The organism is Solihabitans fulvus, from assembly GCF_008386585.1.
Lineage (GTDB): Bacteria > Actinomycetota > Actinomycetes > Mycobacteriales > Pseudonocardiaceae > Solihabitans > Solihabitans fulvus.
The window spans coordinates 24,923-46,391 of the sequence record NZ_VUOB01000003.1 but is presented as its reverse complement, the minus strand read 5'-3'; the positions used below and the strand labels follow the sequence as shown (position 1 = coordinate 46,391).

Annotated in this window: 20 protein-coding genes and 2 tRNA genes; 14 read left to right on the top strand and 8 right to left on the bottom strand. The window is 69.0% G+C overall.

Annotated elements, in window-relative coordinates; translation table 11 throughout:
* Positions 1–3: 3 nt before the first annotated feature.
* A complete protein-coding gene (locus tag F0L68_RS02695) occupies positions 4–600 on the top strand; it encodes a carboxymuconolactone decarboxylase family protein (protein ID WP_149847783.1) in 597 nt (198 codons plus the stop codon).
* Here F0L68_RS02695 and F0L68_RS02690 read toward each other — a convergent pair.
* Entirely contained in the window at positions 581–1,507 is a 927-nt protein-coding gene (locus F0L68_RS02690) for a sigma-70 family RNA polymerase sigma factor (RefSeq protein WP_149847782.1), read from the bottom strand. The genes F0L68_RS02695 and F0L68_RS02690 overlap by 20 nt on opposite strands.
* Positions 1,508–1,586: 79 nt before the next feature.
* Here F0L68_RS02690 and dnaG point away from each other — a divergent pair, with 79 nt between their 5' ends.
* The 4 genes from dnaG to F0L68_RS02670 are packed head-to-tail and all read left to right on the top strand — an operon-like array spanning position 1,587 to position 5,535.
* The gene (gene dnaG, locus F0L68_RS02685) at positions 1,587–3,485 is read left to right on the top strand and encodes a DNA primase (protein ID WP_149847781.1); all 1,899 of its coding nucleotides are present in this window, start codon (positions 1,587–1,589) and stop codon (positions 3,483–3,485) included.
* Entirely contained in the window at positions 3,485–4,030 is a 546-nt protein-coding gene (locus F0L68_RS02680; RefSeq protein WP_149847780.1) for a hypothetical protein, read from the top strand. Before dnaG ends, F0L68_RS02680 begins: the two co-directional genes overlap by 1 nt.
* A gap of 48 nt (positions 4,031–4,078) precedes the next feature.
* Entirely contained in the window at positions 4,079–4,843 is a 765-nt protein-coding gene (locus F0L68_RS02675) for a trans-aconitate 2-methyltransferase (protein WP_149847779.1), read from the top strand.
* A complete protein-coding gene (locus F0L68_RS02670) occupies positions 4,843–5,535 on the top strand; it encodes an MOSC domain-containing protein (protein WP_149847778.1) in 693 nt (230 codons plus the stop codon). Before F0L68_RS02675 ends, F0L68_RS02670 begins: the two co-directional genes overlap by 1 nt.
* 6 nt (positions 5,536–5,541) lie before the next feature.
* On the opposite strand, the gene F0L68_RS02665 is transcribed toward F0L68_RS02670, so the two are convergent.
* Complete coding sequence (locus F0L68_RS02665) at positions 5,542–5,751, bottom strand: hypothetical protein (RefSeq protein ID WP_149847922.1); 210 nt, start codon at positions 5,749–5,751, stop codon at positions 5,542–5,544.
* Positions 5,752–5,898: 147 nt separating this feature from the next.
* Here F0L68_RS02665 and F0L68_RS02660 point away from each other — a divergent pair.
* The 3 genes from F0L68_RS02660 (at position 5,899) to F0L68_RS02650 (ending at position 7,338) form a co-directional block, all read left to right on the top strand.
* Positions 5,899–5,974 (top strand) — tRNA-Asn (locus F0L68_RS02660).
* A gap of 243 nt (positions 5,975–6,217) precedes the next feature.
* The gene (locus tag F0L68_RS02655; protein ID WP_149847777.1) at positions 6,218–7,159 is read left to right on the top strand and encodes an oxygenase MpaB family protein; all 942 of its coding nucleotides are present in this window, start codon (positions 6,218–6,220) and stop codon (positions 7,157–7,159) included.
* Between the two features lie 104 nt (positions 7,160–7,263).
* A tRNA-Ile gene (locus F0L68_RS02650) sits at positions 7,264–7,338 on the top strand.
* A 281-nt stretch (positions 7,339–7,619) separates the two neighbouring features.
* Here F0L68_RS02650 and F0L68_RS02640 read toward each other — a convergent pair.
* Both F0L68_RS02640 and F0L68_RS02635 read right to left on the bottom strand, forming a co-directional pair.
* On the bottom strand, positions 7,620–8,222 hold the full coding sequence (locus F0L68_RS02640; protein WP_149847776.1) for a DinB family protein: 603 nt from the start codon (positions 8,220–8,222) through the stop codon (positions 7,620–7,622).
* 213 nt (positions 8,223–8,435) lie between these two features.
* Positions 8,436–9,002 (bottom strand): ATP-binding protein, encoded by a 567-nt coding sequence (locus F0L68_RS02635; RefSeq protein WP_223198431.1) that lies wholly within the window; start codon positions 9,000–9,002, stop codon positions 8,436–8,438.
* A gap of 513 nt (positions 9,003–9,515) precedes the next feature.
* On the opposite strand from F0L68_RS02635, the gene F0L68_RS02630 reads away from it, so the two are divergent.
* Positions 9,516–10,154: a DinB family protein gene (locus tag F0L68_RS02630; RefSeq protein ID WP_223198448.1), complete on the top strand. Its 639-nt coding sequence runs from the start codon at positions 9,516–9,518 to the stop codon at positions 10,152–10,154.
* 184 nt (positions 10,155–10,338) lie between these two features.
* Here the strand turns inward: F0L68_RS02630 and F0L68_RS02625 are convergent, their stop codons facing one another.
* The gene (locus F0L68_RS02625; protein WP_188316355.1) at positions 10,339–13,209 is read right to left on the bottom strand and encodes an AfsR/SARP family transcriptional regulator; all 2,871 of its coding nucleotides are present in this window, start codon (positions 13,207–13,209) and stop codon (positions 10,339–10,341) included.
* A gap of 499 nt (positions 13,210–13,708) precedes the next feature.
* Between F0L68_RS02625 and F0L68_RS02620 the strand changes: the two genes are divergently transcribed.
* Complete coding sequence (locus tag F0L68_RS02620) at positions 13,709–14,320, top strand: C39 family peptidase (RefSeq protein ID WP_149847773.1); 612 nt, start codon at positions 13,709–13,711, stop codon at positions 14,318–14,320.
* Positions 14,321–14,440: 120 nt separating this feature from the next.
* Here F0L68_RS02620 and F0L68_RS02615 read toward each other — a convergent pair whose 3' ends face one another.
* A complete protein-coding gene (locus F0L68_RS02615; RefSeq protein WP_149847772.1) occupies positions 14,441–14,869 on the bottom strand; it encodes a response regulator transcription factor in 429 nt (142 codons plus the stop codon).
* Between the two features lie 172 nt (positions 14,870–15,041).
* On the opposite strand from F0L68_RS02615, the gene F0L68_RS02610 reads away from it, so the two are divergent.
* The 3 genes from F0L68_RS02610 to F0L68_RS02600 all read left to right on the top strand — a co-directional run bounded on the left by F0L68_RS02610 (position 15,042) and on the right by F0L68_RS02600 (position 17,915).
* Positions 15,042–16,535, top strand: a complete 1,494-nt coding sequence (locus F0L68_RS02610; RefSeq protein WP_149847771.1) for a serine hydrolase domain-containing protein — start codon at positions 15,042–15,044, stop codon at positions 16,533–16,535.
* 148 nt (positions 16,536–16,683) lie between these two features.
* The gene (locus F0L68_RS02605; RefSeq protein WP_149847770.1) at positions 16,684–17,046 is read left to right on the top strand and encodes a nuclear transport factor 2 family protein; all 363 of its coding nucleotides are present in this window, start codon (positions 16,684–16,686) and stop codon (positions 17,044–17,046) included.
* Between the two features lie 200 nt (positions 17,047–17,246).
* Entirely contained in the window at positions 17,247–17,915 is a 669-nt protein-coding gene (locus F0L68_RS02600; protein WP_223198430.1) for a hypothetical protein, read from the top strand.
* Positions 17,916–17,967: 52 nt separating this feature from the next.
* On the opposite strand, the gene F0L68_RS02595 is transcribed toward F0L68_RS02600, so the two are convergent.
* Complete coding sequence (locus F0L68_RS02595) at positions 17,968–18,897, bottom strand: LysR family transcriptional regulator (RefSeq protein ID WP_149847769.1); 930 nt, start codon at positions 18,895–18,897, stop codon at positions 17,968–17,970.
* A gap of 133 nt (positions 18,898–19,030) precedes the next feature.
* Between F0L68_RS02595 and F0L68_RS02590 the strand changes: the two genes are divergently transcribed.
* Positions 19,031–20,653, top strand: a complete 1,623-nt coding sequence (locus F0L68_RS02590; protein WP_223198429.1) for an FAD-dependent monooxygenase — start codon at positions 19,031–19,033, stop codon at positions 20,651–20,653.
* Here F0L68_RS02590 and F0L68_RS02585 read toward each other — a convergent pair.
* The gene (locus F0L68_RS02585) at positions 20,548–21,423 is read right to left on the bottom strand and encodes a helix-turn-helix transcriptional regulator (RefSeq protein ID WP_149847768.1); all 876 of its coding nucleotides are present in this window, start codon (positions 21,421–21,423) and stop codon (positions 20,548–20,550) included. The two genes, F0L68_RS02590 and F0L68_RS02585, sit on opposite strands and share 106 nt — an antisense overlap.
* Positions 21,424–21,469 lie beyond the last annotated feature (46 nt).

The following is a 21,469-nucleotide window of genomic DNA, read 5'->3' as shown; positions in this document are numbered from 1 at the left end:
GTCATGCCGCGTATCGCAGGCGTACCGACCGCCGACGCGACCTGGTTGACCAGGATCGCCTACTGGTTCGCCCGCCGCCGCTTCGGCGCGGTGCCCGAGCCGGTCACCATCGTCGCGCACCACCCGAAGCTGATGATGGCCAGCGCCCGCCACGAACTCGCCGTCGAGAAGGCGACCACCGTGCTGCCGACCGGCCTCGGCGACCTCGTCGTCTACCGGACGGCCGTCCGGCTCGGCTGCTCGTGGTGCATTGACTTCGGCACCATGCTCCAGAAGCACCAGGGGCTGGACATCGAGCGGCTCAAGGAGATCCACGACTACGCCACCTCGCCCAGCTACACCGAGCTGGAGCGGCTCGCCCTCGCCTACGCCGACGCGATGACCGACACGCCGACCTCGGTCACCGACGAGCAGTTCGCCGAGCTGGACCGCCGCCTCGGTCACCGGGGCGTCCTCGAACTCACCTACCTGATCGCCCTGGAGAACATGCGCGCCAGGATGAACCACGCCCTGGGAATCACCGATCAGGGCTTCACCTCGGGCGACGCCTGCCGCGTCCCGGTGCCCCCCGACGCCGAGGTCAGAACTGGACGCGCGTGAGCTTGTCCGGGTTGACGATGTCGTAGAGGGCGACGATCCGGCCGTCCCTGATCGCGAACGCGGCGACCCTGCGGGACATCGGCGGGTGCTCCTCGTCGCCGGCCGTCGCGTAGAGCAGCACGCCGAGGTCGCCGTTGACCAGGGCGGGCCGGCCGGCCGTCGCCGCATCGGCGCCGTACCGGCGCAGCAGGCCGAGCATGAACCTGGCGACCTTGTCCGCCCCGGTGATGATCCGCGCCGCGGTCTTCGCCTTGCCGTCGCTGTCCCCGACCAGCACGACGTCGGGGTGCAGCAGGCTCAGCACGCCGTCGACGTCGCCCATGGCCAGCGCCGCGAGGAACTTCTCCAGCACCTCGCGCTGCTCGTCGAGGGCGACCCTCGGCGGCGGGTCGGCCTGCGCGGCGGCCTTGCGGCCCCGCGAGGCGTGCTGCCGCGCGGTCTCCACTGAGCAGCCGAGCGCGTCCGCGATCTCGGCGAACGGCATGGCGAGCGCGTCGTGCAGCACGAAGGCCACCCGCTGTTCCGGGGTGAGCCGGTCGAGCACGGTCAGCGCGGCGAGGCGCACGCCGTCCTCGCGCACCACGACGTCGAGCGGGTCCTCGGCCGGGGAGCCGGAGAGGGACGTCACCACGGGCTCCGGCAGCCACGGGCCGACGTACCGCTCCCGCCGGGCGGTGGCCGAACGCAGCCGGTCGAGGCAGATCCGGCCGACCACGGTCGTCAGCCAGCCGCGCAGGTCGCGGATCTCCGCCCTGGAGTGCGCGGTGAGGTTCGTCAACCGCAGCCACGCCTCCTGCACGGCGTCCTCGGCGTCGGCGCGGCTGCTGGTGAGCCGGTAGCCGACGCCGAGCAGGTGCGCGCGCTCCCGCGTGAAGATCCTCGCCAGTTCCTCGTCCCCGACTGTCACGAATGCAGTCTGCCCCAGGGTTACCCGGGCTCGGTGTCCGGTCTCGGCAGTCCGGCAAAGGTGTCTACACTCGCTCGACGTGGCAGGACGTATCCGGGACAGCGATATTGCCGAGGTGCGGGAGCGCAACCGGATCGACGACGTTGTCGGCGAGTACGTCGCGCTGCGCAGGGCCGGCGGGGGCGCGATGAAGGCGCTGTGCCCCTTCCACGACGAGAAGTCGCCGTCGTTCAACGTGCGGCCATCGCACGGCACCTTCCACTGCTTCGGCTGCGGCGAGGGCGGCGACGTGATCGCCTTCGTGATGAAGATCGACCACCTGAGCTTCGTCGAGTCCGTCGAGCGGCTGGCCGACCGGGTCGGCATCCACCTGACCTACGAGGGCGGCGGCGCGAGCGTCCAGCGCGACCGGGGCACCAGGTCGCGGCTGCTGGAGGCGCACCGCGCGGCCGCCGAGTTCTACACCGAGCAGCTGCGCACCTCGGACGCCCTCAAGGCGCGGGAGTTCCTCGCCGAGCGCGGCTTCGACGAGGCCGCCGCGAGCGCGTTCGGCTGCGGGTTCGCCCCGGCGGGCTGGGACAAGCTCACCAAGCACCTCCTCGGCCGGGGGTTCGAGCTTGAGGAGCTGTACAAGGCGCAGCTGGCCAAAGAGGGTCGGCAGGGGCCGATCGACCGGTTCCACCGCAGGCTGCTGTGGCCGATCAGGGACCTTGGCAGCGACGTCGTGGGCTTCGGCGCGCGCCGGATCTTCGAGGACGACCAGATCCAGGCGAAGTACCTGAACACGAGCGAGAGCCCGATCTACAAGAAGTCTCAGGTGCTGTTCGGCCTCGACCTGGCCAAGCGGGAGATCTCCCGCCGGCACCAGGTCGTCGTCGTCGAGGGCTACACCGACGTGATGGCGATGCACTTGGCGGGCGTGACCACCGCGGTCGCCTCCTGCGGCACGGCGTTCGGCAGCGAGCACATCTCGGTGCTGCGCAGGCTGTTGATGGACGACGACACCTTCCGCGGCGAGGTGATCTTCACCTTCGACGGGGACCAGGCCGGGCAGAAGGCCGCGCTCAAGGCGTTCGACGACGAGCAGCGGTTCGCCGCGCAGACGTTCATCGCGGTGGCCCCCGACGGCATGGACCCGTGCGAGCTGCGCCAGGCCAAGGGCGACGTCGCGGTGCGGGACCTGGTCGCCAGGCGGCAGCCGCTGTTCACCTTCGCCATCAAGGCGTTGTTGGCCGAGCACGACCTGGACACCGCGGAGGGCCGCGTCGGCGCGCTGCAACGCACCGTGCCGCTGGTGGCCAGGATCAAGGACACCTCGCTGCGCGACGAGTACGCGCGGCAGCTCGCCGGCTGGGTCGGCTGGGAGGACACCGGCGCCGTGGTCCGGCGGGTCCGCGAGCAGGTCGGCGCCCCGGCCGCTGCGCCGGAGCGCCGCGCCCGCCGCGCCGACCCGAACCAGGCGGCGCTCGAGGTGGACACGAGCGGCCCGGCCAGGCCGGACCGACGCGATCCCCGGCTGCTCAGCCAGCGCGAGCTGCTCAAGGCCGCGCTCCAGGAGCCCGCGCTGGCCGGCCCGATGTACGACTCGCTGTCCGCGGAGGCGTTCACCGACCCCGCCTACGCGGCGGTGCACCAGGCCGTGCTCGCGGCAGGCGGCACGAGTTCCGGGCTGTCCGGGCCAGCGCTGGTCGAGGCCGTCGTGCAGCACTGTCCACATCAGACAACCCGCTCGCTGGTCAGCGAGTTGGCGGTGGAACGGTTGCGCGCCAAGGGAGAGGCCGACTCCCGGTACGTGTCCGCGGTGCTGGCTGCGGTGCAGGCCGAGCTCGTCGCGCGGCAGATCGCGGACGTGAAGTCCAGGCTGCAACGGCTTTCGCCGATCAACGACACCGAGGAGTACCACGCCCAGTTCGGCGACCTGGTCGCGCTGGAGCAGTACCGCAAGGCGTTGGGCGAACAGGCTTCGGGGGCGATGTGATGGCGGGTCGGCTGCGCGGGTTGATCACCAGGTTGGCCAGCGGCGGACTGCCGGAGGGCTTCGCGGGGAAGCTGGCCGCCGAGGAGAACGTGCTGGCCGTCGCGGCGGTGCGCGGCGGCGGGCACCTCGTCGCCACCTCGCACGGGCTGTGGCTGCCGGAGGGTTCGACGACCAGGCACGTCGGGTGGCACCTGGTCAGCAAGGCGACCTGGGGCAGCGGCGCGCTCGCGGTGGTCGAGGCGGAGCAGACCGGGACGGCGGGGGAGGCCGTGCTGCTGACCGACCAGCCGACCAGGCGGTTCGTGCTGGACGAGCCCGGCAAGGTGCCGCAGGTCGTGCACGCGCGGGTGACCGGCTCGATCAAGTCCAGTCACCGCAGGGATTTTCCCGGCGGCGGCGCGTGGTTCGTGCAGCGCAAGATCGTCGGCAGGGACTGGGTGGTCCTCCAGGTGCGCGCGGACCGGGGGACGGACCTGGAGGCCGTGCGCAGGGTGGCCGCCGAGGTCGCCGAGCGGATCAGCGTCGCCAGACCCAAACAGCCCTGAGTCACCGCTTGCGCCATGCAGTACGCTTGTACTGTTTGGAGGTGCGCGATGTGGGACCCCACCAAGTACCTGGCCTTCGCCGACCATCGGGACAGGCCCTTCCATGAGCTGGTCGCCAGGATCGACGCGACCGTGCCCCGCCGCGTGGTCGACCTCGGCTGCGGGCCGGGCAACCTGACCGTCCTGTTGGCCAAGCGCTGGCCGGACGCGGCGCTCGATGCGCTCGACTCCTCGCCGGACATGGTCGCCGCAGCCAGGGAACGCGGGCTCGACGCCGTCGTAGCCGACGTGCGGGACTGGACGCCCGCCGGGGACACCGACGTCCTGGTCACCAACGCCGTGCTCCAGTGGGTGCCCGACCACGCCGCACTGCTCCGGCAGTGGGTCGAGGCGATGCCGTCGGGCGCGTGGCTGGCCATGCAGGTGCCGGGCAACTTCGATCAGCCGTCGCACGCACTCGTCCGCGAACTGACCGGGCTGTCGCGCTGGCGGGACCGGCTCGGCGGCGCCGCGCCCCGCGACCCCGACGCGGTGCTCACCGCGGCCGGGTACGCGGCGGTGTTCGCCGACGCCGGCTGCGCCGTGGACGCATGGGAGACCACCTACCTCCAGCGCCTTGAGGGGCAGGACCCCGTGCTGGAGTGGATCTCCGGGACGGCGCTGCGGCCGATCAGAGCCGCCCTCGACGACGAGGCGTGGGCCGAGTTCGCCGGGGAGCTCGCGCCGAGGCTGCGGGAGGCCTACCCGGCGCGCCAGGACGGCACGACGTGGTTCCCGTTCCGGCGGGTGTTCGCGGTGGCGAGGACGGCCTGATGGACCAGGGCACGGTGCGGACGTGCGTCAGATATCCGGTGAAGTCGCTGCTCGGTGAGGAGGTGGACCGGGTCGAGGTGGACCAGCGGGGCGTCGTCGCCGACCGGTGGTGGGCGCTGCGCACGCCGGAGGGGCGGTTCGGCTCGGGCAAGAGCACCCGGCGGTTCGTGCGCCTGCCGAAGCTGCTGGAGATGTCGTCCAGGCTGTCCAACGGCGGTGCGGTGCTGCGGCTGCCGGACGGCCGGGAGTTCGACGTGGCCGACCCGGAGCTGAGCCCGCCGCTGTCCGAGGTCGTCGGCCAACCCGTGGCGGTCGCGCGGGAGAGCGACGTCTGGCACATGGACGGCGGGGCGGTGCACCTGGTCACCACGGCGTCGCTGCGGTGGTGGTCGGAGGTCGTCGGCGAACCGGTGTCCTGGCGGCGATGTCGGCCCAACTTCGTCGTGGACCTGCCCGGCGAGGACCGACTGGAGGACCGCTGGGTCGGCCGGATGCTGGCCGTCGGCGACGCCGTCCTCGAGGTCGACGAGACGACCGAGCGATGCGTGATGATCGGCCACGGTCAGGGAGCGCTGCCCGCCGTTCCCGGCCTGCTCAAGTCGCTGGCCGGAATGGCGCTCACCTTCGGCGTCTACGCCCGGGTCCTGCGGCCCGGCCTGGTGTCCGTAGGGGACCAGGTAGCCCTGGTCTGAGCGCGGCTAGACCCTGGGGGTGCCCGAACGGCGCCGGCGCCGGTCACCGAGCCCGACGGCGTCGCTCGCCTTGGCACGGACGAAGCCCGCCGCGGCCTGCACGGCGGGGTGGTCGGCGATCCTGCGGTAGGCGCGAACGATCTGGTCATACCGTCGTCGACCGGCGCGCGCGCCGAGCACGTACCCGATCGCGGCCCCGGCCAGGATGCCCTTCATATGTCGATCTCCCCTCGTGTCGCCCATGCTCACCGCCATCCTCCCGCAGAGCGTGCCGGTGTGCCGGGGGGTGTGTCACGAGCACTCCTCCGGATGCGCTAGAGTTACTTCCCGTCGGGTTGAGCCCCGGCGGACAACCGAAAACGATCCTCCTTAGCTCAATTGGCAGAGCATTCGACTGTTAATCGAAGGGTTGCTGGTTCGAGTCCAGCAGGAGGAGCCAAACCCCAGGTCACACGACCTGGGGTTTTTGTCTACCCAGACCCACACCCTCCAACCATCACCAACGCAACACATTGCCCCCTCCGCACCCCCGCCCTCCTCCCCACACGCCTCCCTCCGCACCCCTCGCGCTTCCCCCCTCCTTCCCTCCCCCTCCCGGTTCGTGAGCTGGGCCTTCTCCACCGGTCCGGCCATCCCTACCCTGAGGTAGGTGTTCCGTCCCGGGGCCGGAAGGCAGGCAGTGATGACCATCACATCCGAGCTGCGGCAGGGCCTCCGTGCGTTCGGCGGTAGCGGCAGCCGGCACGCGAACCTGAGGCGCATAGAAAGCCTCGACCCCATCCGAGACCACCAGGAGATCTACCGCATCTCGGCAGGCTTCGAGTTTCCCTGGGACTACCAGCGGTCCCTGGAGTTCGCGCTGTTCCGCACCTACTGCGTGCCGACGATCTCCGCGCTGCTGGCCGCGACGGGCGAGTTCGAGCGGCGGGCGCAGAAGCGGTACGACGACACGGCGCTGCTGATGGCCGAACTCGCCGCGCACGGCTACGACTCGGCGCGGGGCAGGGAGGCGCTGCGCGTGGTCAACCGGATGCACGGGCGGTACGCGATCAGCAACGAGGACATGCGGTACGTGCTGTCGACGTTCGTGTTCGACCCGATCGAGTGGATTGATCAGTTCGGTTGGCGTCGGCTGTCGGAGCACGAAAAGGTGGCGGCGCTGCACTTCTACCGCGAGGTCGGCAACAGGATGGGCATCAAGGGCATCCCGCTGGGGTACGCGGAGTTCGCCGAGCTGAAGCGGGAGTACGAGCGGACCACGTTCCGCTACTCGCCGACCAACCAGCGCATAGGCGGCTACACCATGGCTCTCTTCTGCTCCTGGTACCCGGCGGTCCTGCGTCCCCTGGTGGCCAGCGCGGCCCGCGGCCTCCTTGACGAGCGGATGCTGAACGCGTTCGGCTTCGCCGAGGCGCCGACGTGGCTCAAGCAGGCAGAACGGGCGGCCCTACGCGGCCGAGCCGCCGTGGTGCGCCAGCTCCCGCCGCGTCGATGGTCCCGACTGGCAAGGGATTCACGCAATCGGACCTACCCCGGTTACCCGGACGGGTACCGTCCAGGTGATCTCGGCGCGCCCGCGCCGAGCACCGACCTGGAGGACAAGTGGCTCAGGGCAAGAAACTAGGCCCCGCCCGCAGTCCGGGGGCCTGTGCCCGGCCGCACTCGTCCCCTCGGTAATCTCCGACCGCGTCACTGCCTCCGAAGCACCACACGGAGACACCTACGCACGGGCCGGTAGCTCAGCTGGTCAGAGCAGCGGACTCATAATCCGTCAGGTCGTGGGTTCGAACCCCACCCGGCCCACTCTCCACCTGCGGTTTCTCGTCATCAGTGGCACCCAGAGCCTCTTTGTTGATCTCCGGTGTGCCCGAGGTGTGCCCGAGAGTTCTGGAGGAAGATCGCGGAACGGCCAGCACGGTGTTCTCGGCGGCCTCCATCGCCAGCTGCGGCGGCACGCTCGTGTACGTGTCGGCGGTGAAGGCGTAGGTGGTGTCCCAACATCTCCTGGACCACTTTCATGTCGGCTCCCGCGATCAACGCCGACGTCGCCGCGCCATGCCGAAGATGATGAACGCTTCCGTCGTCTATGGCCGGAGGTCGTGATCGGGCTTGGCGACGGCTGCGGTGGCGGCCCGCTCGATCGTGGCGCGCCGGGTTTCCCAGAAGGCCGCGTCGCGCTGCTGGTTCGGGTAGCCGGCGGCCGTGCCTGTCGAGCCGTCCAACTGTTCGCGCAGGATGTCGGCGTGTCCGGCGTGCCGGCTGGTTTCGGTGAGCACGTGGACCAGAACGTTGAACAGCATCGCGTGGGGACGTGGCCACCAGGGCACGTGGCCGGGCGAGTCGATGGCGAGGGCGTCGATCGTCACGTCGGAGTGTTCCCAGACGCGCCGGTAGCGGCTGATGATCTCCTGCCGCGTCTCGTGTTCGGTCGCCCACATATCGGTGCCGCGCGCCTCGGCGTCGTCCCATCGGGGCAGGGGCTCAGGGAACGGTCGGTCGAAGACCTCGCCGAAGTACCGGGACTCCGAAATCGTCAGGTGCTTGACCAGGCCGAGAAGGTTGGTTCCGGTCGAGGTGAGAGGACGGCGGATGTCGTGCTCGCCGAGCCCGTCGAGCTTCCAGGCCAGCACCTCGCGGATCTCTCGCAGGTCACTGTGCAGGTACTCTTTTGCGAAATCATCGATCATGAGCCCGAGCCTGCCATGGGCCGAAACAAACACCTCAGCGGCACCGAACCTCCAAGCTCCAACACACCGCTGAAATGATCAGCCAGTGCTCGACCATCCAACGGTGGACCGGATGTCGGGTATGCCGAGAACGCGCTGTCGGCGGCATGTCAGTGCCTTCTGATCACGGCGACAACGCTGCTTCTGAAGTCTGCTATGCCACTGCGGTCGGCCTCAGCGCAGGTCGTTGACCTCGACAGACAAATGTGGCGACGACGCTGTCCAGCGCTGCACCTCGTCGACCTTCACGGCACCCATCACGCGAACAGCCTCAGCCGGACGGAAATGGACAGCCGTTCCCGTAGATCCGTCCGCAGTGATCGCGACGAGATCGGTCACCGGTAGTGCGTGCTCGTAGCGCTGGGTCCAGGAACCGTTGTCTCGCCTGTTGGTGTGCACCAACCACTCGCTCAGCGCGGTCACCACCGACATGCCGCGGCGCGGGTGGCCGTCCGGCAGACACGGCGCGTCGGGCGCGTCGAAGAATCGGAGATCCCTCGACACCATGACCGGCTTCTTGACGACCCGTCCCTGTCGGTCGACCACGGTGGCGGTCCCCCTCCCGCCGTCCGACACCGTTACCGACCCGTCGGCGTGCAGCGTGATCCGACACCGTCCGCCGTTGTTGGCCGCGGCCTCCTCTTCGGCGTAAGCGACGACCTCGAGGATCAGATGTCCCACCCCGCCCGGGGCGAACAGCGCTGGGGCTTGGCGGATGCGCTCGATGTGGTCGACGTCCACCTGGCTTGCCCAGTCATGTGTCGTGTTGTTTCTCGGAGTCCCTGTCTGGCCCATCAGCCGAGCTTTCCAGGCTGATCCATCGATGAGCAGCCATTTCGTCGAACCCGGTCTCCGCCGATCATCTCTGGTAGGCATCCCGCAACTCCTCGTCGGCATAGGCGTTCACCGCCAGTGCCAAAACTGAGGTGACTAAGGGAAAGGCTCTTTTTCTGCTCCTCGGCGTGTCGCCGGCCTGGCCCTTCGGGCAGCAGTCCAAGCCTCGTCGCGGTGTCTCCTATGCCCACCGCAGCCACTCGGCCAGGGCGGTGTAGTCGGCGTCGGTGATCTCGTCGTCGACCCAGGTGAAGGGGGGTCCCGTGGCTCAGTCGACGAGGGCGCGGGTCTTCCAGTTCGTCTGTGTGTGCGTGCGGTGCGGCTTAGTCTGTCCGCATGCGACGCTTCAACGACGAAGACCTCACGGGCGCGGAGTTCCGCGAGTGCGACCTGAGTAGGGCGCGGCTGGTCGGTGTGGTCATGCAGGACGTTGAGATCGACGGTTTGGTCACCAACCTGGTGGTCAACGGCGTGGAGGTGATGTCGTACGTCGAGGCGGAGCTCGACCGCCGGCACCCGGTGCGGCTGCTGATCCGTTCCGATGAACCGGCCGACCTGCGCGAGGCCTGGCGACAGCTGCGGAAGGCGTGGGCGACGACTACCGAGCGGGCCGGGTCGATGGCCGAGGGCAGCGAGCATCTCGGCGTCGACGGCGAGTGGTCGATGGTCGAGACTCTGCGTCATCTCGTCTTCGTGCACGACTCGTGGTTTCGGCGCTGCGTACTCGGGCTGACCGAGCCGTTCACGGCGATGGGACTGGCATCTCCGTTCGTGCCGGGTCAGGAGGGACTGGGGCTGGACAGGTCCGCCCGGCCGAGTCTCGACGAAGTGCTGACCGTGCGCGATCGGCAGGCGTCGGAGATTGAGGCTTGGCTGGCCGAGGTCACACCCGAGGAGCTCGCAAAGCCCGCGCCGGTGCCGGACGACGATAATTGGCCCCCGTATGCCAAGGGCCGGCGCGTGCGGCAATGCCTCGGCACTGTGCTCAACGAGGAATGGGCACATCACGGTTTCTGCGTGCGCGACCTGGACAAGCTGTCGCGTCGGGTGGCTCAGTAGGTGTGGTGACGAGGGATCTCCCGCCAAGATCCGGCCCGAACGGCGCGTGACCCCCGTGTTGCGATGGGTCGAACGGTTCGGAGGCGTCGAGTCCGCGGCTCATCAGCCCGCGGCTCGGTGACGGTCAAAGGGGCTCGCCCAACGAACTGATCAACCCGATTGGCATACCCGCCGGAGCAGCGACTCAGCGCTGGTCCGCGATCTGTCGGCTCACCCGCTCCGCGTCGGCGACGCGCCCCTGGCTGCGGTACAGCCGCAGGGCCTGCTCCCACGCTGAGTGTGCCTCGGCGGTCCGGCCGGCGGCCAGGCATGTCCTGCCGAGGCGGTCGAGCGTGTCGGCCTGGTAGTAGCTGTGGCCAAGCCCCTCGTACTGGTCGAGGGCCTCGCGGTAGCGGGCCTGCGCGGTGGTGAGGTCGCTGGTGTGGTGGGCGATGAATCCCAGGCTGTCCAACGTGACCCCGATACCGCCAGGGTTGCGGTGGTGGCGGTGCAGGGCCAGCGCCCGCTCGCAGCGCTCGCGCGCGAGGCCATAGTTGCCGAGCTTGGCCAGGTACCAGCCGACCTGGTTGAGGGCGGTCGCCAACCCGGCCTCCTCGCCGAGGTCGTCGAACAGTCGCATCGCGCTCGTGGCGTGGTCCAACGCATCGCGGTCGCGGTCCTGCTGGCCATACATCCACGAGATCAGGTGGTGGGTGTAGGCCTGGCTGGACCGATCTCCTGCCGCCTCGGCCACCGCGAGGGCCTGCGTGAAGTAGTCCTTCGCCTCCGGGTAGCGGCCGAGGCGGGCGTGCGCGTTGCCGAGCAGGCATCGCGCGAGCGCCCGCACGCTCGGGTCGGTGCCTTGGTCGGCGGCCGCCAGCCCGGTCTCGCAGGCGACCAGGTCGTCGTGCAGGTGCCCACCGAGGAAGTGGAAGGTGTTCAGGGCCCAGGTCAGCTCCCAAGCCGTGGTGGCCCAGCCGAGTTTGGCGGCCAGTTGCTGGGTGGCCAGTAGGCACCGGTGTTCGGCGCGGAACCACGAGTTGGCCGCGTCCTTGTCGGCCAGCGTCGGCAGCAGCAGGCCGGGCGTGGGCGCGCTTGTTGGGATCGTGGGGCGTGTTGGCGACAGGAGCCGGTCGCCGGCGAGGGCGGTGTGCGTGTAGAAGTCGGCCAGCCGCCGGAGCCCGGCCTGGAGTTGGTGCTCTGGCACGGCGTTCGCGGCGTGGCCGGCCGCGTACAGGCGAACGAGGTCCTGCAAGTGGTACCGGCCGGCGGATCCGCGGTCGAGCAGGGACACGCGCTCCAGCGAGCGCAACGCCTTGGCGGCCTCGTTCAATGGCAGCCCGGACAGTGCGGCGGCGGCCTCCAGGCCGATGTCGGGCCCCGGTGCCGATCCGAGCAGGTCGAACAGGCGCACGTGGTCCTCGGCCAGTGCCGTCACGGACCAGGACAGGACGGCGGGCAGGCTGCCGGCGGGCTCGTCGTCGTCGAGCACACCCATCAGAGCCTCGCGGTCGCGCAGGTCCCCGACCAGGCTCGTGAGTGGGAAGTCCTGGTGGGCTTGGGCGCGCCCCGCCACGATGCTCAACGCCAGGGGAAATCCGCCGCAGCAGGCCACCAGGTCGCTGACGGCCTCGGGTTCGGCGGCCAGCCGCCGCCGGCCCAGCCGGATGGACAGCAGGGCGCGGGACTCGGGCGGATCCAGGGCCGCGACGGGCAGCGGGCGGGCGCCCCGCGTGGTGATCAGGCCGGTGAGGCGGTCGCGGCTGGTGACGATGACTGCGCAGCTCGGGCTGCCGGGCAACAGGCGCTCGACCTGCGCGGCGTCGCGGGCGTTGTCCAGCACGATGAGCATGCGCCGGCCGGCGACCAGGCTGCGGAACCGGCCGGCGCGGGCGTCGAGATCCGGCGGAACCTGCCGGGAGTCCACGCCAAGCGCGTCGAGGAACCCGCGCAGCGCCGTCTCCTGGGGCATGGGCGCGGTGGCGGGCGCGAAGCCTTGCAGGTCAACGAAGAGCTGGCCGTCGGGGTAGTCGTCGGTGTGCTGGTGGGCCCAGTGCAGCGCCAACCAGGTCTTGCCGATGCCTCCGGTGCCGTACAGCACGCAGATCGGCACGCCGGCGGCCTCGCCCGCGGTGTCGAGGGCGGCGGTGACGACGGCGAGTTGGTCGGCGCGGCCGACGAAACAGGCCGGCGCTGGCGGCAACTGCTGCGGTGCGCCCGAGACCGCAGCCCGTTCGTCCGGAGGTATCGCGGCCGGTGGGCGCGGTTGCGGGACGAAGCCGGCGACGGGCCGCGCTGGGGTGGCGGTCGTTGGGGCTGGGATGGTCGGGGCCAGGTGCTCGACGGGGTCGTGGCGCAGAATGGTCTGTTGTAGGGCGCGCAGGTCCGGACTTGGGTCCAGCCCGGTGTCCTCGGCCAGGTGGTGGGCGGCGCGGCGGTAGACCTCCAGGGCGTGTGCCGGGTCGCCACTGCGGTAGTGCGCGATCATCAGTTGGCTGACGAACGGTTCGTAGGTGGGGTGCTCGCCGATGAGCCGGGTCAGCTCCGCGACGAGTTCGCGGTGGCGGTTCAGTCGCAGATCGGCCGCGATGCGGTCGTGCAGGGTTGCCAGCCGTTCGGCGTCGAGTCCCGGCGCGACGGACTCCAGCAGCCACGGCGAACCGGTGTCGGCGAGCGCCGGGCCGCGCCACAGCGCGAGAGCCTGCCCGAAGAGCGCGGCGGCTGCGTCGTCGTCGCGCGTGGCGTGTTCGCGTCCGGAGCGGGTCAGCTCCCGGAACCGGTACAGGTCGATGCGGTTGGGGTCGATCCGCAGGAGGTATCCCGCACCGGCGGTCTCCAGACGCGCGGTGGGGTCGGGCAGCCACTGCCGCAGGCGTTTGATCAGTCCCTGTATCGCGTTGCGGGCGCGGGCGGGCGGGGTCTCGTCCCAGACCGCGCGTTGCAGGCGTTCCAGCGGCACGACCTGGTTGGGTTCGAGCAGGAACATCGCGAGGACCGCGCGCAGTTGCGCGCCGGCGACGGTCACCGTGTGTTGGCCGTGCCTGGCGTGCACGCCGCCAAGGAGCGTGAACTCCACCTGGTCGTCGGACGCGCGCGGTGACGGCGGTGCGGTAGCTGATGCTGGCCGGTGGCCGGTCGGCCCCATGTGGACAGTCAAGCCTGTCCGGCGGCGGGTTCCAAGCGATGTCCCTCTGCTGCCGGTCCACCTGGGACGGTGGTTCACCCGATCAGTCCAGCCACCGCCACCGAGGGTGCGCGCATGACCCGGCCGAGGGACTGCTCGACCGAGGGACCCGCTCGCCGGAAGCAGAATAATCCGAGGTGCTGAGAAACCGTTGAGAGGACGATGAAATCGCAGATCAACCGCCTGTTTGTGGTGTTGGGGCTGGAGAATCGGCCGGTCGAGACGGGGGAAATGCTGCGGAGTAAGGGAATTCAGCGCGTTCTCACCATGGGTTCAGCGCGTCGGGTCATCCTTCGGTCGGGCGGTGTCCCAGCGCAGGGGGGATCAGCCCAGTTGCGAACTGCAATGGCGCGGTCTGTTGCTCGGCCGCGACAACTGACAAGGAGCGAACATGCGACGCACGACGAAGGCATTGGGACTGCTGGTGGGAACCGCGCTGACCATGGGGACGCTGATGGGCGCGGCGGGAACCGCCAACGCCGTCACGGAGCCCGGTGTTGACGCCTCGGCCGTCCAGTACGCCGGTGAGAAGGTGCTGCCGCACGACTATCAGGTCCAGCAGACCGGTTACTGGTGCTCGGCGGCGGCCGCCCATATCGCGCTGAGCGTCCGGGGCAAGTCGGTCAGCCAGGGCGAGCTGGCGCGGTACATGCATGTGGACGGCAACGGGCTGCCCAACATCAACAACCTCGCCGACGCGCTCAACCACTACACGGGCAGCCGCTACTACCAAGTCAAGCAGTGGGGCAGCGACGCCGAGCTGCGCCAGAAGCTCACCGCCGACGTCCAGTACAACGTGGACCGAGGACACGCCGTGGTGATCAACGTGGTGCGCATCGGCTCGGCGCACTTCCCCGGTGGCCACTACGCCACGATCGTCGGCTACCGGGCCGGCGGCGGCGAGTTCGCGATCGCCGACCCGGCCAGCGCGAGCCGGCAGCTGATCTGGCTGTCGGCCGGTGACGTGGCCGGGGGCATCAAGCTGCACCGGTACGTGGCCTGACGCTGAGGACCGGTCCCGGTCGCCGACGGCCTGCGCAGGCCGTCGGCGACCGGGATCGCTTGCGGATCAGAGCAAGTCCGCGAGCCAGGGGCGCAGCGCGGGGTGGACGTTCTCCGGCCGCTACTGGGGATGGCCGCTGTCCGGAGGCCACCTGTCGGCCGGTGTGTCGTACTCGTGGATCAGGGTGCGGACGTCCTGTACGGGCTCGTCGGCCGCGGCCCATTTGGCGCGGATGCGGTCCAGGTACGAGCGGACCGTGGGGATCGCGATGCTCAGTCGCCGGACGGTGGCGGCGAGCGTGCTGCCCGTGCCGTACAGGTAGAGGACCTGGAGTTCCTGCGGTGACAGTTCCGGCGGCTCGTCGTTGATCAGCGTCATGAGTTCGGTGGTGACCGCGCGGCGGCCGGCGTGCACGGCCCGGATCGCGTCGGCGAGCTTCTCGCCGTCGTCGTTCTTGAGCAGGTAACCGCTGGCGCCGGCCCGAATGGTGGTCCGGACGTGCTGCCGGTTGCAGTGCCTCCCCAGTGCGCGGACCGACCACCCCGTCAACTGATCAAGTCGGCACGATGGGTCGTCCTGTTCCGGCTGACCAGATGTCACACCCGTGACCGCGCGGTCCTGGGGCTAGCCCTACCTCCGTCCACCGGTCAACGTCATGGTGCGAGGCCGGCCGCTCCGCGAGGCTCTGTGTTGATCAACTCAACGCACGGAGGAGTGCAGGATGACTCGGCGGATTCGGTTGGCAGCGAAGGCGATCGCGGCCATGACAGTGGCTCTCGCGGTGTTCGCCGCCCCGGCCTCGGCGCAGCCGAAGCCCGGGTCGGCCGACACCGCGGTGGCCCACCTGCGAGGCGAGTTGGAGGCCGCCCACCTGCCGTCGGCCTCCTACGCCGTGGTGTCCGGGGACGGCACCGTGACGACCGGCGCGGTCGGCTCCGACGTGACGCCGCAGTCGCCGTTCCTGCTGGGCTCACTGAGCAAGTCGTTCACCGCGATGGCGGTGATGCAGCTCGTCGACGCGGGCAAGGTCGGCCTGGACATGCCGATCACCACCTACATCCCGTGGTTCCACACCTCAGGATCCAACAGTCCGATCACGGTGCGGCAGTTGCTGAACCAGACCAGTGGCCTGCCGACCGAGGCGGGCACCGTGGACCTCTACCAGCCGGAGACCGCACTGGAGCAGCGCGTCCGTGCGCTGGCCGACGTGGTCCCGGTGTCGCGTCCCGGCGAGACTTTCCACTACTGCAACAAGAACTACGCGACGCTGGGGTTGATGGTCGAGCGGGTCTCCGGTCAGGGTTACGCCGACTACGTCAGGGAGCACGTGTTCGCCCCGCTCGGGATGACCAGGAGCTTCACCAGCCTCGTCGACGCGCGCCGCGCCGGCCTGGTCGAGGGTTCCTCGGTGCTGTTCGGGCTGAACGTGCCGATGGAGACGCCGGAGTTCCGTGGCGCGCTGCCCGACGGCTACTTGGTCTCCACGGCCGAGGACCTGGGCCACTACCTGACGTTCCAGATGACCGGCGACTACCGGGGCGCCAGGCCGCTGTCCCAGGAGAGCCTGCGGCTGATGCACAGCCCGACCGTCTCGGTCGGCTCGGACAAGGCGATCGACGGCATCGACCACTACGGGTTCGGTTGGGGCACGGGGACCCTCAACGGCCAGCCGGTCGTGCAGCACGACGGCGACCTGACCCGCTACCACACCAACATGGGCTACCTGCCCGACAGTCGCGTGGGTCTGGTGGTGCTCACCTCGCGCAACCCGGTGCTGTTGGACAATGGCGCGCCCTTCCACCACACCCTCGAGGTCCTCGCGGGCGCGCCGGCTCCCGAGATCGGCAACGGCTTCCTGGTGACCTACGGCATCATCGACGGGGTCGCGCTGCTGGTTCTCGTCGCGATGGCGCTCGCCACCCGCCGGCAGGTTCGTCGCGCACGGCGGCTGCCGGATCTCCTGCGCGACAAGGGTTTCGGCCGCGTCGCGGTGCGGCCGCTGGTGGGCCACGTGGTGGCGGCCGCAGCACTGTACGCGGCGGTGTTCGTCGGGGTCGGCATGCTCAGCTACGGCGGCTGGCTGCCACTGGACGTGGCGTTCCAGACGCTGCCGGACTTCACCGTCGTCGTCCTGGCCGGCATGGCGTTCCTGGTGGTGCGCGGCGTGACGTGGTTCGCGCTGGCGTCCTCACGCCGCGGGGGCGTCGACGGCTGATCGTGACCATTGGTTGCGGGGCCGGGTGCGCTCGAACCGTGGCAGCGATCACTCTCGCCCTTACTTCTGAGGTAATCGACGCGATGACCTCTGCTGGGTGAAGCTTGGTGCACAACAGGAGATCAGCACCGAGCAGGGAGCGAAACCCATGAGCAGCACCGAGAACCTTGTCGCCCGTTACCTCCAGGCCTGGAACACCACCGACTCTGTGGAGCGTGCCGCGGTGTTGGCCGAGGTGTTCACTGAGGACGCCTGCTACACCGACCCGCTGGTGGACGCCGAGGGTCGCGACGTCATCGACCAGGTCATCGCGGGCGCTCAGGCTCAGTTCGGCGGCCTGGTGTTCAGCTCGGGTGGTTCGGTCGACGCGCACCACAACACGGCGCGTTTCTCGTGGCACCTGGGCGTTCCCGGCGAGGAGCCCCTGGTGATCGGGTTCGATGTCGCCGTGATCGAGAACGACCGCTTCACCAAGGTCTACGGGTTCCTCGACAAGGTTCCGGCCGCCTGAGTCGTGACCGCGCCTGCCGACCAAGGTGCGGGTGGTGTGCCGGGCCCGAGGGAAGTGGGCGTGGCTGGTCAGGAGGCATGGAGTTAGGAACCTGGAGCATCGTCCGTTCGATCAGCCGCAGCCCAGTCATGACTGTGGAAAAATGACGTTGCGATGAGGAAACCGCCAAGGGAAGCCAACCGCCGTGCGCAGCGGGCCCGATGACCGACGACCATGCCGCGTGGATCGACGTGACGCGCCTTCCCGAGGATCTCGTGGTGCTGATCGACCGCCTCGGGCCCGGGGAAGACCTGGTCATCACTCGGAACGGCGACGCGATCGCGACGATCTCAAGCACGGGTGGCGCGGTCGATGATGGTGCCGTGCCCGGTCCCGCCGCGGGCGAGACCTTCGGGCAACCGCCCATGGACTACGGCGACGTGACGGTCGTCGCCACGGCGATGAAGCTGTCCGCATCGGCCCGAGCGTCCTTGTCCGCCGAACTCGGCCCGGACTACATCGTGCTCGACATGCACGCGGCGCCGACAACGGCGGATGTGCTGCTGGTGCCACCGGCCAGCCCGCAGTTGATCGGCGGTCTCCGGTCGCTGTACCCGAAGGCCCGTGTCGTCATCGCCGAGATCGAGGACCGCGAGTTCGGGGTCAGCTACCGTGGTCCGGTCCGGCGCATGCTGGAGGCCGGTGCGGAGACTTATCTGATGTCAACCACCATCCCGGTGTTGGCCAAGCAGCTCGGCCAGGCCATCACCCAGCGGCCGCAGCTCGCCGACGGCACCACGGCGCGACTCGAAATTGAACCCGGGACGGGGCCGTCGGATTCCGACGACGAGTTGTGGCGACATCGGGTCGCTGACAGAAGGCTCACTTAGTACTGAACGACGCCGCCACCCACGACCAGGTCCGCCAGCCCGCCCGACCACATTAAGCGATCGCCTTGGCGGCGCTTTTCAGGAGGGTGGTGAGCCACTTGATTTCGGCCTGCTCGATAAGCGGTGTGAGAACGAGCATGCTGCACGTGACGCAATCGACTTCCATCGGCAGATCGAACAGGGCGAGAGAGGAGGTCGCGGCGGTGCGCAACGCCAGGCGTTCGGGGAGAACACCGATGATGTCGGCATTCTCGATCACGTAAGGTATCGCGAGAAAGTTGGGCACGGTTATCGCGACGCGCCGCTCGACTCCTAGTGACGACAGGGCCTGATCCACGTCACCGCGAGACTGGCCGTTCGGCGACATCAGCACGTGCGGCAGGTTCACAAAATCTTCGAGCGACATGCGGCCGGCCTTCAGTTGCGGATGGCCTCGACGGGCAACGCCGACGAACCGATCGGAAAACAGCACTGTCCGCGTGACCCGCTCAGCCTTGATGTCGATGAAGCCACCCAAGGCGAAATCCAACTCGCCTCGATCCAGACCGGCGATCACGTCGGACGGATGGATGCTGACGCAGCGCAGGTCGACCCCAGGTGCCTGCACCCGCAAATCGGCCATCAGTGATGGCATCAGGGCGGCGATGGCGTAGTCGTGCGCGGCAATCGTGAACGTCCGGCGAAGCGTGGCCGGGTCGAACGCGGGCTGTGGGCTCAAGAGCTGCCGTAGCTGCGACAGGGCATCCGAAACGGGTTGCGCCAGATCGCGCCCGCGCGGCGTTGGCTCGATTCCGCGCGGATTTCGAACGAACAGAGGGTCGTCGAGCAAGGTGCGGAGTCGCCTCAATGCATGGCTGGTCGCAGATTGGGACAGCGACAGCCGAGTCGCGGCGCGCCCGACGTGCCGCTCGCGCATCAGTGCTTCGAATACGACGAGGAGATTCAGGTCCACCCGCGTCAGATCGATTTGGTGCATCGACATGCTGCATGCATACCATTGGAGTGATCGTTGATCAAGCGTTACAGTCCTTGGGGCGGTCGGGCCGCGAGGACGTGCGGCCTGCCCGGTTACGTCGCTGGGTGTCAGTGCATTGCCGGATACCGATCCTCGGTCGGTGGTGGCCGAAGTGATTGAGGGTAATTTCGTGATCTATGATGTCGTGATCGCCGGTGCCGGGCCGGTCGGATTGTTCCTCGCCTGTGAACTGCGTCTCGCCCGTCTTTCGGTGTTGGTTCTGGAGCGCGCCGACGATCCGCACTCACCCCTGAAGCGGCTCCCTTTCGGGATGCGCGGCCTTTCTGTGCCCACCATTGAATCCTTCGATCGTCGCGGGTTGCTGAACGACATCGTGGGCTTGGGGCATGCGAAAGAGGGCGGCCGCAATGCCGCGACTGGTGGGCACGAGGCGGACAAGCCGCGTCGCCAGGCCGGCCACTTCGCCGGTATTCCGTTCGACTACGCCAATATTGACACCTCGATGTGGCAGTATCGCCTGCCAGGTCCGGCCGACACCATCATGGCGGCCGACATGGAGCACATCGAAACCGCCTTGGCCGCTCGCGCGAACTCGATGGGGGTCGAGATCAGGCGCGGCCTCGCCGTCGAAGAGCTCGACCAGTCGGACGATGACGTGACTATTCGCGCTGGTGGTGAGACTTTCCGTGGACGCTGGCTCGTCGGTTGTGATGGCGGCCGCAGCGTCGTGCGAAAGGCGGGTGGCTTCGAGTTCGCCGGCACCGATCCCGAGTTCACCGGCTATTCCGTGCAGGTCGAGATGGCCGATCCGGACAAGCTCAGCCTTGGCCGCAACTACACGCCGACGGGCATGTACTTTCAGTCGCAGCCTGGGGCCATCGCGATGGTCGCATTCGATGGAGGTGCCTTCCATCGAACTGAGCCGATCACGCTCGATCACGTGCAGGCGGTGTTGCGTCATATTTCGGGCACCGACGTCACCGTGACGGCTCTCCGGCTTGCCACGACCTGGACGGATCGCGCCTATCAGGCGACGACTTACCGCAACGGGCGGGTCTTGGTCGCGGGCGACGCCGCACATATCCATTCTCCGTTGGGTGGCCAGGGACTCAACCTCGGGCTCGGCGACGCGATGAACCTTGGCTGGAAGCTTGCCGCGACCATTCGTGGCGACGCGCCGGCAGGTCTGCTCGACAGCTATTCACGTGAACGGCATCCGGTGGGAGCGGAGGTCCTCGACCGGTCGCGCGCTCAGGTCGCGCTCATGCGGCCAAGTCGGAGTTCGCGTGCGCTGGAAGCCATTGTCCGTGATCTCATCGGCACGCGAGACGGCGCGTCATACTTTGCTGAACTCGTCTGGGGTGTTTCTCTCCGCTACGATCTCGGCGGCAGCCATCCGCTGATCGGTCGCAGCGCCCCCGACTTTGAGCTGGCCGACGGGACGAGGCTCGGCGTTCTGCTGAGGGATGGGGTTGGTGTCCTCCTCAATTTTAGTTGTCACGCAGCGCTCCGGTCGATCGGTGATCACCTGGGGGGCGAGCTCAAGTATTCAGAGAGCGAGGCGAAGGACGGGCTGGGGCTGAACGCGGTTCTTGTCCGGCCTGATGGCGTTGTGGCTTGGGCCTGTGATGGCGAACCCGACGTTGGTGAAGTCACTCAGGCCCTTGAGCGATGGTTTTCCCCTGAGGTGTCGCTCCGGTCGCCGTCGAGCAGCAGGATGCGGAGTGCGTCCTGGGCGGGGGAGCCCTCCTCCGCGGTGTGAACAACCAGGGCGAGGTCGGGGTGGCCGGGCAACCGGAGCGTCTCGTAGGTCAACTCGAGCTCGCCGACCAGCGGATGCCTGTATCGGTGGCTGCCGTGCTCCGGGGCCTTGATGTCGTGCTCGGCCCAGATCTGGCGGAACTCGGGGCTGGCGGCCGACAGTTCCTCGATCAGGGCCTGGGCGGCAGGAGGAGCGGGCGGGCGCGCCACGTCCAACCGGAGGAAGGCGACCACGTCGCGGGCCCGTGCCCACCAGTCGACGTACAGGTCGCGCACGCCGTCGTCGAGGAACACCAGTCTGGCCATGTTGCGCTCCGCTGCGGGCAGCTCGCCGAAGTCGGTGATGAACGCCGCGGCCAGCCGGTTCCATGCCCGCACTTCGGTCGTGCGGTCAACCACGTAGGCGGGGGCACCGCTGATCGCGGAGAGCAGGCTGCGGATGCCGGGGCGCAGCGGCGGGCTGTCCGCCGGCTCTTCGGACGAGGCAGCGGGACGGGCCAGCCGGTGCAGGTGCTCACGTTCCGCCGGATCCAGGCGCAGGGCCTTGGCCACCGCGTCCAGGACCTCCGAGGAGAACTGGAGGCTGCGTCCCTGTTCCAGCCGCACATAGTGATCGACGCTGACCCCGGCCAGCTGCGCCAGTTCCTCGCGGCGCAGCCCGGGAACCCGGCGCTGCCGCCCGTAGGAGGTCAGGCCGAACTCCTCTGGTCGGAGCCGGGCGCGACGCGATCGGAGGAACTCGCCAAGTTCGGCTCGTCGGTCGAAGGTCATGTGCCCCATTTTTCCTGATCTAGGTGGCTGCCTGGTCATGGTGTGC

What these genes read in the sequence shown, in the direction of transcription:
- F0L68_RS02695 (WP_149847783.1), top strand. Translation starts at nt 4, where the DNA reads ATGCCGCGTATCGCAGGCGTACCGACCGCCGACGCGACCTGGTTGACC.
- F0L68_RS02680 (WP_149847780.1), top strand. Translation starts at nt 3,485, where the DNA reads ATGGCGGGTCGGCTGCGCGGGTTGATCACCAGGTTGGCCAGCGGCGGA.
- F0L68_RS02675 (WP_149847779.1), top strand. Translation starts at nt 4,079, where the DNA reads ATGTGGGACCCCACCAAGTACCTGGCCTTCGCCGACCATCGGGACAGG.
- F0L68_RS02670 (WP_149847778.1), top strand. Translation starts at nt 4,843, where the DNA reads ATGGACCAGGGCACGGTGCGGACGTGCGTCAGATATCCGGTGAAGTCG.
- F0L68_RS02665 (WP_149847922.1), bottom strand. Translation starts at nt 5,751, where the DNA reads ATGAAGGGCATCCTGGCCGGGGCCGCGATCGGGTACGTGCTCGGCGCG.
- F0L68_RS02655 (WP_149847777.1), top strand. Translation starts at nt 6,218, where the DNA reads ATGACCATCACATCCGAGCTGCGGCAGGGCCTCCGTGCGTTCGGCGGT.
- F0L68_RS02640 (WP_149847776.1), bottom strand. Translation starts at nt 8,222, where the DNA reads ATGATCGATGATTTCGCAAAAGAGTACCTGCACAGTGACCTGCGAGAG.
- F0L68_RS02630 (WP_223198448.1), top strand. Translation starts at nt 9,516, where the DNA reads ATGCAGGACGTTGAGATCGACGGTTTGGTCACCAACCTGGTGGTCAAC.
- F0L68_RS02620 (WP_149847773.1), top strand. Translation starts at nt 13,709, where the DNA reads ATGCGACGCACGACGAAGGCATTGGGACTGCTGGTGGGAACCGCGCTG.
- F0L68_RS02610 (WP_149847771.1), top strand. Translation starts at nt 15,042, where the DNA reads ATGACTCGGCGGATTCGGTTGGCAGCGAAGGCGATCGCGGCCATGACA.
- F0L68_RS02605 (WP_149847770.1), top strand. Translation starts at nt 16,684, where the DNA reads ATGAGCAGCACCGAGAACCTTGTCGCCCGTTACCTCCAGGCCTGGAAC.
- F0L68_RS02600 (WP_223198430.1), top strand. Translation starts at nt 17,247, where the DNA reads ATGACCGACGACCATGCCGCGTGGATCGACGTGACGCGCCTTCCCGAG.
- F0L68_RS02595 (WP_149847769.1), bottom strand. Translation starts at nt 18,897, where the DNA reads ATGTCGATGCACCAAATCGATCTGACGCGGGTGGACCTGAATCTCCTC.
- F0L68_RS02585 (WP_149847768.1), bottom strand. Translation starts at nt 21,423, where the DNA reads ATGACCTTCGACCGACGAGCCGAACTTGGCGAGTTCCTCCGATCGCGT.